The following is an 8,949-nucleotide window of genomic DNA, read 5'->3' as shown; positions in this document are numbered from 1 at the left end:
GCGGTGCGCAAACTCAAAGGAGGCATGGCGCCCCATGGACAGTAAGGCAGACGAGCGCGACGAGGCAGAGCGCGCCCTGCTGGCGCGCTATCACGCGCAACCGCCGGCCCCGCCGCCGGCGGCCCTCGACGCACAGATCCGCGCGGCGGCTCGCGAGGCCGTGGCCTGCGCCAGTCAGCGCGACGAGGACCAGGCGTCGGCAAGCGCTGGCGGGTACGCCAGGCCGTCGCCGTGGATCGCCCTGGCCGCCGCGGTGGCGATGGTCGCCCTGGTGTTGCCGGGCTTGTTGAGCGTGCCCGACGCTGACCTGCAGGCGCCGGCGGGCGCTCTGGCGGACGCCGAGGTGGCGCTGGTGCAGAGTGCGCCGGCACCCCTGGCGCTCGGTGGGGCGACCGTGCGCGAGCAGGAAGCGGCGCCCGCGGCGATGCAGGCACCGCGCGACACCGCGGTTGCCTACGCCCTGAAGCGCAGCAGCGAGGCCGACGCGATAGATGAGGAGGCGCCTGTAGAGGTGTCGGCGCGACGCCGTGCCTGGCCCGCGTCAGTGCGCGAGGAAAGCCAGGCCCTGGTGTCTTCCGCTGCCGTAGCGGACGAGCAGGAGGCGCCGGCCATGGAACTGGTCACCCAACACCGACTCGAGGGACGGTTCCGCCCCGATGCGGTAACGCCCGATCAGCTCAACGTCACCCTGCTCGAGAGCCTAGTGCTGATTCAAGGTGATTGGGCGCCGGAGGGCGCCGATTGCGATCCCCTGCTGACCCTCGACCGCCAGCGCGGAGAATCGGCCCTGGTGAGCGTGGAGCGCATCGCGGGTAGCAGCGCGGATGACTTCGTATTTCTGCGCCTGGAGAGTCCGTCGCGGGTGCGTCTGGTGCACTGCACGGCGCAGGGGTGGGTGATCTCCGCGCGGTGATCGATGCGGGTGCGACAGAAGATGGGGGATCGGACCTCGGCAGTTGATTTCGCAGCGGGTTGATGTTGCTGTAACCCGAGCGCTCCTCGACATCGGTACTCGCCCGCCTCGCGCAGGTGCGCCGAGTGGGTGGCGCATTCCGGTGGCCTGGAGGGCAACCACGTCGGGCAATCCGGTGATTCACCCCATCTACCTGCCGTACGCCGCAGAGCAACTCTCGCGGCACTTCGTGGGCGATAGCGCACGACACATCGAGCACTTCGAGCGCTCGGCCGAGCGCTATGAGCAGTTCATGGCGGCCCATCGCGATGCCACCGACGTCGCCCTGTCCGTGGCTCGTCGACCGCGCCAGATCGAGCAGGACGAGCGCGTGTGGAGCGTGGCCGCACTGAAGCACGTGTTCGATCATCCCCAGCGCAACGAGCGCCTAATAGATTTGTTCTCAAGTTGCTTCGGCAGGCAGCCGCCGATTCGTGACCTGCCCACCTGGGTCAGCTGCCTGGACGGGCCCTTGGAACTCTTCTTCCAGGTGCAGTACCCCTCGCCGCCCGCGTACCTCGACTGGTTGGCCGAGCACCTCGAGCAGCGCCATCTCATCCCCTTCGTGCTGGATGCCGCGCGGCGACCCTCGCGGCGTCCCCTCGAGGGGCCGGTCACGGTGGATGCGGTCTTGCTGAACCCGTCCAACGGTTTCGCGGTGCTCTTCGAGGCGCAGGTGCTGGACGACTGCTTGAGCGATGTGCCCTACGACAGTCTGCGCAACCAGCTGACGCGCACGATCGACATCATGGTGGAGCCGGCCCGTGACGACCTGGGCGGCGCCCTCGAACGTCGCTCGCCCGATCGCACGCTCTTTTGCATGCTCACGCCGCAGCTGTTTCGCGACCATCCGGAGTCGCGCCACTACGCGGCGCTCCTGATCGACTACATGGGGTGTAACGACACCTTGGTGCGCGATCTGCCCCATCGCGACGAGGACTTGCTGCAGGGGGTGTCCTCGCGCTTGGGCTGGCTCACCTTCGAGGACTTGCTGCGCAGTTTCCCGGGCGCCTGTCCCTGGATGACCACCACCTGACGCCCCAGCAGCCTTAAGAAAATGCCTCAGGCGGCACGATCCGGCGTTGGAAATCGACTCAAAATGCTCATGTACTGTTCGTACACTGCGCTTTTTCGTCGATTTCCGCCTTGTCTCGCACTCGCCTGAGTCATTTTCTTAAGGCTGCTGGCGGGCGTTCGTATCAGGCTGCTGCGCTCGGATCGCCCTCGTCCCGCGCTGGTGCCCGGACGGCGGGCCCCGACAGGAGCAGCGTCGGCGGCTCGATCGCGTAGCCCTGGGCCATGTCGGCCGACAGGCTCATCATGTCTTCCAAGGTCTGCGTGGACTCGATGAACATCGCGCAGGTCAGCACGTCTAGGGCCTTGGCGGCGTCGATGGCCGACTTCACGACGATGCGATCCAGGGCGTTCTCGTGCGCGTCGCGCACAGCGTTGCCGTCGAGCTTTAGCATGTCGACGCGCAGCTCCTGGGCGATCGCGAGGGATGAGGAGCTGGTGCTGAAGCCGTCCAGGGCAAAGCGGCACCCAAGCGGGCGCAGGGCCTGCATGAGCTTGCCGAGGGCCCCCGCGTCGCGTTGCGCGAACGCCTCGCGGATCTCGAAGTTAAGCCAACCGTTCGGTAACTTCAGGGTGTCCTGGAGTTCGTGGACGAAGTCACTGAAGCTGGCGTCCTTGATCGTGGCCGGTGAGAGGTTCACCCAGCAGTGCTCGATCGCACGGGCCTCGCCTAGTTGAGCGAGATGGTGGCCGAGTTGTTCGACGACCCAGCGATCGATGTCGGCGGCCAGACCGTAGCGATCTGCCACCGGCAGGAACGCGCCTGGCAGCAGGCTGGCCTCGCCCTGCTCGTCGAGCATCCGCAGCAACACCTCGGCCTGGCGAGGCGCTGAAGGGTCTTGCAGGGGCATGATCTGCTGCGTCATCAACGCAAAGCCATCGCCGTCGAGAGCGCTGCGCAGGCGCTGAGCCCAGTGCACCTCCGCCGCGCGCTCTTCCTGCTGATCGCCGCCCTCGTCCTCCGCCAGGCACACGCGGTTGCGCCCACCGTCCTTGGCGGCGAAGCAGGCGTCGTCGGCCCGGCGCAGGGCGTCGTCCAGGGAGCCGGTGGGGCGGTCGACGCCGACGATGCCGATGCTGGCACCGATGCGGAAGGTCTGCTCATCCCAAGCGAAGAGGAGGTCTTCCATGCGCGCGCGGATGACCTCGGCGATCTGCGCGCCGGCATCGAGGTCGCAGCGTTGCAGGATCACGGCGAACTCATCGCCTCCGAGGCGCACGACCAGATCCCGCTCGCGTACGCTCTGGCTGATCGTGCTCGCCACCTGCTGCAGCAGGGCGTCGCCGGCGGCGTGGCCGGCCGTGTCGTTCACCACCTTGAACTTATCGAGATCGATGAGTCCGATGACCAGCGGGTAGGCGTTCGAGGCCTTCTCGGCACCTAGGTCGGTGAGGGTCTGCTCGAACACGCGTCGGTTGGCGAGCCCGGTCAGGGCGTCGTGGCGAGCCTGGTGCTGGAGCTCGGCGGCCAGGCGGCGTGATTCGGTCGCATCCTGCAGCTGCAGGACGGCGTAGGCGAAATCGTCGTCCTCGCGGACGGAGGAGAAGTGCAGGTCACAGGTGAGGTCGCGGCCGTCGCGGCTGCGTACCTGCGCATCGCAGGCGAACTCGCCGATGCTGGCGATCACCATCTGCTGGAGCTGCTCGCGCACATCGTCTTGGGTCTCGCCGGTGATGAGCGTGAGCAAGTTCAGGCGCCGTTCGCTGCCGGTGTCCATGAGCGAGTCGAACATGGGGTTGCGCTGGATGACGGTGCCGTCGCCCAATACCAGGGCCATGCCGATGGGGGCGTTGACGAAGGCCTTCTCGAACTTCACCTGATTGGACTTGGCCAGGCGATCGGCGCGCTCGCGCTGGCGAATCTCGCTCTCCAATCGCGTGTTCTGTTCCGCCAGTTCGCGCGTGCGCACCTCCACGGTTTGCGCCAGGTGGATGTCGCGCCCATGGATGATCTCGAGCATGGCGTTGACGTCCTCGGTCAGGCGACCCAGGTCGTCGGGGTACAGGGGGTCGGCGCGCAGCTCGTAGTCTTTCTTCTCCCGCACGCGCTTTACCAGATCCGTTAGGTTGGCGAGGGGCTTGGTCACCATGCGCTGACTGCCGTGGGCGAGGGCGAGGCCGAGCAGCACGGCGAGGGTCAGGATGGCGGTGATCGTGCCCAACATCTCGCGCGCCGCGGCGACCACTTCCTCGCGCGAGACGTAGATCATCAGCCAGCCGATCTCGAGGCCGTAGGGATCGACGATGGGGATGGACTGGGTGTGCATCGCGCCCTGCGCGTCCTCGTCCTCCACCGGGTTGGTGCCGTAGTAGGTGACGATGAGCTCATCGCTCACCCCGCGCAGTTCGGCGCGGGCGATGGCGGGGTCCTTGTTGAAGGCGTCCATGATGGAGGCGGCGCGCGTCCAGTCGGCGAATTCCACCGGCTGCACCAGGTTCTCGCTCACCATGGCCCCGTGCTGGGCGACGCGCTGGGCGAGGGCGTGCTCCATCATGCGGTGGTTCTGCCAGAACAGCAGCGCACCGGCCACGCCGATCAGCGTGAGGCCGAGGATGAGATTGAAGATGGTCAGCTTTTGACTGATCGGCAGTCGCTGAATGATCCGCTGCACGGCGCCCTGGCCCCTTGCCTAAACTTGCCCGCCGCCTCGGTGGCGCGGCGACCGTCAAACCCGTGCAGTTTAGGGAGTCACTGGCGCTGCCCGATCGGCGCGAATCACAACTTGATGGTGCCCGATGGCGTGCCTTTGACTTAACCTCGGTGCTTGTAGGCAGAGTGTGAACTGATCGGCAGGGGTGCAGCGGCGGTGATTCGAACGAAGGCTCATGGGGTCGCGCGGGGAGCGCGGGTCGCTTGTGGCGCGCTGGCGCTGCTCGGCGCCGGGCTAAGCAACGCTCAAGGCCTTACCGCGCAAGCCGTCGAGCGATGCGATGGCGCGGCCGCTCGAGCGCAGGCGGATCCTGAGGCTCGGCACAGCTTGGGGGTGTGCTTCCTGCTCGGCGAGGGGCGTCTCACCGATCACGCGCGGGCCCTCGAGTTGTTCGAGTCTGCGGCTCGTGAGGGTGTGCGAGAGGCGGCCTTTTCGCATGCGGCTGCGCTGCTCTTCAAGGTGCGCGACGCAAACCGTTTCGCCGAGGCCGCTGGCGCGCTGTCGGACCTCGCCAACGAGGGCTATCGGCCGGCTCACTTTCCCCTCGCGGTGGCTTACGTGGCGGCCCTGGGGGTGGAGGAGGACCCCGATCGGGGTGTGCGTGAGCTCGCCCTGGCCGCGCGCGAGGCCCACGACGACGTGGCGGCGTGGGTGCTGGCGGTCGTGTACCGCTACGGTCTGCTCGGGCAGAGCGCCGACGAGACCCTGGCCTGGCAGTACGTGTCGCGCTACGTCGCCAACCTCCGGCGCCAGTACCCGCAGCTCGTGTTCAATTCGGCGCGGTTGCGGGAGTCCGTGCTCGCCCTCCACCACGATCGGCTGCTACGCCTCTACGTCTTCACCGATGCGCAGCTGGAGCTTTTCCTGGCCCTCGCCGAGGAGGTGAGTCGCCGCGATGACCTGGCGACCCTGCGCCGTAACTGGAATCAGTGATCGCTGACCGGCGCATCAAGAGTCCCAAGAAAAAGGCCGGAGGGCGTCAGCCCCCCGGCCTTGGTCCTTAGCGGATCGTGTGGTCGCGGCTACTCGGCCGTGCCCACTAGGATCTGCTGCACGCTATCGCCCGGGGCTGCGGAGAGGCCTGCTGCTGAGCAGTCCCATGCGTCGGCACCGCTGAGCGGCACGTTCACGCTCTGGCCGGTGGTCTGGTTGCGGCAGACCGCGACCTGGCCGTCGACGCCGGTGAGCGTGCCCTGCAGGGCCGTGCCGCTGGCCGTGCCACGCAACACCATGATGACCCGCTCGCCGCTGTTCACATCGAGGCCGGCCGCTTCGCAGTTGAAGGCGAGGGCCTGATCCACCTCCGCGATAACCCGGCCCGCAGCGCCCGAGGGCGGAATGCAGATCGCGATGCTCGAGCCCAGGTTGAGCCCCGCGCCGCCACCGCCGATCGGCGCGACGCAGTCGGCCACGCCGGGCAGGGCGGAGCGGATCTCACCGTACCCGTAGACGGGGCTCGGCTGGATGTTGCCGGGGATGCCACCGCAGTTTTGCGTGCTGGTCCAGAACTGCGCATTGGCCTTCATGAAGGCCTCGACGGCGTCGGGGTCGCGTTCCAGGCAGGACTGGGACGACATCAGCAGGGCGGTCATGCCGGCCACGTGGGGGCCGGACATGCTGGTGCCGCTGAAGCGGGCGTAGCCACCGCCCACCACGCTCGAGCGAATGTTCTCACCAGGTGCCACCAGGTCGGGCTTCAGGCGGTTGCTGCCGTCAACGGTCACCGGGCCACGGCTGGAGAAGCTCGAGATTTCGCTGAAGGAGTTCACCGAGCCCACGGTGGTGGACGCATCGTAGATAGCGGCCGGGGTGTTCACGGTGCTGCACCCGGAGCCGGAGTTACCTGCCGACACCACCACCACGATGCCGGCGGCACGGGCGTTGTTGACCACCGTCAGCATCACGTTCGGGTCCGTGCAACCCTCGCTCGTGGGGCAGCTCCAGCTGTTGTTGATCACGTGCGGGGCGAGGTCCGGGCGCGGGTTCTGGCCATTGAGATCCGTGGGGGCCACGAACCACTCGAAGCACTCGCTGTAGGTGGCCGGGGTGCCGTTGCCGCGGTCCATGTTGCGACAGCCGATCCACGTCGCGCCGGGGGCGACGCCGATCTGGTTGCTGCCACCGTCGTCACCGACCATGGTGCCCATCGTGTGGGTGCCGTGATCGTTGTCGTCGCAGGGCACGGGGGAGTCGACACCGCAGGGATTGCCGAAGCCCGAGTGGATCGAGTCGTGCCAGTGGTAGTTGTGGTCGACGGTGCCAGCATCGTTGCCGCGGTAGTGGTTGATCAGGGCCGGGTGGTCCCAGTCGTAGCCCGTGTCCTGGCCGCCGATCACGATGCCTTCGCCCGTGAAGCCGTTGGCCCAGAAGGTGTCGGGCACGCCGATCTGCTGCAGGCTCTGCTCGATGCCCTGGGGGCCGAGGAGCAGGTCAGCAGGGTGTACCTGGGGCGGTGCCATCTGCACCGTGGGGTTGGCGTAGATGTGGGCGACGTCCCTGCGGGCCGCCAGCTCCTCGGCGAGGGCGCGACTGCCGCGTACCCAGATCATGTTGGCGATCCAGTAGGCACGGTGCTCCACGCCCGCCTCGCGCAGGCGCTCGAGGAGGGGACCCTGGGTGGCGGCGGCCTTCTCCGTGAGCAGGCGGTGCACGGCGGCGCCGCGCTTGCGCCGGGTGCGCTTCTTGTCGACGCCGGCGAGATCGGCTTGCTCATCGAGGAAGACGATGAACTCGGCGCTGGCATTCTCCGTGGCCTCGAGGACCCAGGGATCGATATTGGCCGGCGTGGCTGCCCCTGCGTGAGCGGGTAGCGACGCGGCCACGACCGCGCACGCGAGGGCGGCGACGGTCGATGACGAGCGAAGATTCATAGTGTCGGACTCCGTGACGTGAATGACGTCCACGAGCTGGCGCATTCTTCCCGCGCGCCTGCTCGCCCGTGGCCCGCCGATCATAACGTGATCTGCGAGTCGCGGCAGAATCTTTGTTTTGGCGCCAAGGCGGGCGCCGAGGTGGGCTGCCCTGAGCGGGCGCTCAGGGCTTCTGGAAGACCATAAAGTGCTGTTTTGGAAGGAAACTCTTGGTTTCCAACCAGTTCAAACCGATGGCGTCCATCTCCCGTTTGGCCTGCTCTTCGGTCATCTTGTGCAGGCGCTTGATGCGCACCGAGGGGTCCTCCAAGCGGTACTCGATGAGCACGAGGTAGCCGCCGGGGCGTAGGGCGCGCGCCATGGCCGTGCCCATCTCCTGGGGGTGGGAGAACTCGTGGTAGGCGTCCACGATGAAGATCAGGTCGACGCTGTCGGCCTCGAGCCTCGGATCGGCAACCGTGCCGAGCACGGTCTGCACGTTGCGGATCTCCCGGTCCGCCTTGCGCTCCTCGATGCGCTCGAGCATCTCGGGCTGGATGTCCACGGCCAGCACCTGCCCATCGGGCACCCGTTCGGCCACGGGGAACGTGAAGTACCCGGTGCCCGCGCCAATATCGGCCACCACGGAGTCGCGCTCGATGGGCAGGGCGTCGATCAGCAGGTCCGTGCGCTCCTCCTGCTCGCGGGCCGGCCGCTCGAGCCAGCCAGCGCCCAGGTGGCCCATGACGTGGGAGATCTCCCGGCCGAGGTAGACCTTGCCGATGCCGTCGCGGCTGGGTGGGCGAAGCTCGTAGGGGCCATCGGTAGCGAGGGCGACGAGCTCGGGCGTCGACACGTCCGATGAAGGCGAAGCGTCGCTTGGTGAGGCGGTCCACTCCCCGCACGCCGCTGTGCTGAGCAGGGCGATGAGGGCGGTGGTCGCGAGGGTTGGGCGCATTTGGGGGTCCTGGCGCTGCGTCGATCTGGACGCTCAGTAGTTCGATGTCGACCTGAAAGTGGATGACTCGCGTAGTGCGACAGCGGACTTGTGCAGAGATTCCCTAGATGCGTGCGGCCCTACCAACGGTCGCTCAGATCCACCAGGTGCGCCAGGAAAGCCCCGGTGAGGAACAGAGCGTTCCAGCCCCAGTGCGCCTCGAGGGTGCTCGCCAGCATGGCGAAGACCAAGCATGCGCCGGCCGCCAGATTGGCCAACGTGCCCTTTAGGGGCGATCGCGACGAGGCGGGCGCCGGGCCTCGCCGGGAGGCGAGGGCGCTGAGTAGCGCAGCTTCGATCGCCAGCACTGCGAGGATCAGGAGTAGTACCCCCGGTCCGCGCATGAATTCACCTATGAGCTCCATCAGCTAGCGGAGGCCGAGGCGCAGTGCCCGCGGGTCCGGCTGCCGTCGTGGGAGACGGCAG

The 8,949-nt window shown here is 67.5% G+C and carries 7 protein-coding genes; 3 read left to right on the top strand and 4 right to left on the bottom strand.

Annotation, left to right across the window (positions count from 1 at the left end; translation table 11 throughout):
* A partial coding sequence (locus tag AAF184_23270; GenBank protein MEO0425276.1) for a hypothetical protein occupies nucleotides 1-913 on the top strand: 913 nt, incomplete at its 5' end.
* A 142-nt stretch (nucleotides 914-1,055) separates the two neighbouring features.
* Complete coding sequence (locus AAF184_23265; protein ID MEO0425275.1) at nucleotides 1,056-1,988, top strand: hypothetical protein; 933 nt, start codon at nucleotides 1,056-1,058, stop codon at nucleotides 1,986-1,988.
* Nucleotides 1,989-2,151: 163 nt separating this feature from the next.
* Here the strand turns inward: AAF184_23265 and AAF184_23260 are convergent, their stop codons facing one another.
* The gene (locus AAF184_23260) at nucleotides 2,152-4,638 is read right to left on the bottom strand and encodes an EAL domain-containing protein (protein ID MEO0425274.1); all 2,487 of its coding nucleotides are present in this window, start codon (nucleotides 4,636-4,638) and stop codon (nucleotides 2,152-2,154) included.
* Nucleotides 4,639-4,833: 195 nt separating this feature from the next.
* Between AAF184_23260 and AAF184_23255 the strand changes: the two genes are divergently transcribed.
* Nucleotides 4,834-5,610, top strand: coding sequence for a hypothetical protein (locus AAF184_23255; GenBank protein ID MEO0425273.1), 777 nt, complete (start codon nucleotides 4,834-4,836; stop codon nucleotides 5,608-5,610).
* An 89-nt stretch (nucleotides 5,611-5,699) separates the two neighbouring features.
* Here AAF184_23255 and AAF184_23250 read toward each other — a convergent pair whose 3' ends face one another.
* The 3 genes from AAF184_23250 to AAF184_23240 form a co-directional block, all read right to left on the bottom strand.
* The gene (locus AAF184_23250; protein MEO0425272.1) at nucleotides 5,700-7,547 is read right to left on the bottom strand and encodes a S8 family serine peptidase; all 1,848 of its coding nucleotides are present in this window, start codon (nucleotides 7,545-7,547) and stop codon (nucleotides 5,700-5,702) included.
* Between the two features lie 163 nt (nucleotides 7,548-7,710).
* A complete protein-coding gene (locus AAF184_23245; GenBank protein MEO0425271.1) occupies nucleotides 7,711-8,484 on the bottom strand; it encodes a class I SAM-dependent methyltransferase in 774 nt (257 codons plus the stop codon).
* A 119-nt stretch (nucleotides 8,485-8,603) separates the two neighbouring features.
* Nucleotides 8,604-8,867 carry a hypothetical protein gene (locus tag AAF184_23240; protein MEO0425270.1) on the bottom strand — a complete coding sequence of 88 codons (264 nt, stop codon included), beginning with the start codon at nucleotides 8,865-8,867 and terminating at the stop codon, nucleotides 8,604-8,606.
* Between the last annotated feature and the right edge of the window lie 82 nt (nucleotides 8,868-8,949).

This window comes from Pseudomonadota bacterium, assembly GCA_039815145.1.
Taxonomy (GTDB): Bacteria; Pseudomonadota; Gammaproteobacteria; order Steroidobacterales; family JBCBZW01; genus JBCBZW01.
The sequence above is the reverse complement of the archived record's forward strand: the minus strand, read 5'-3'. Positions and strand labels throughout refer to the sequence as shown.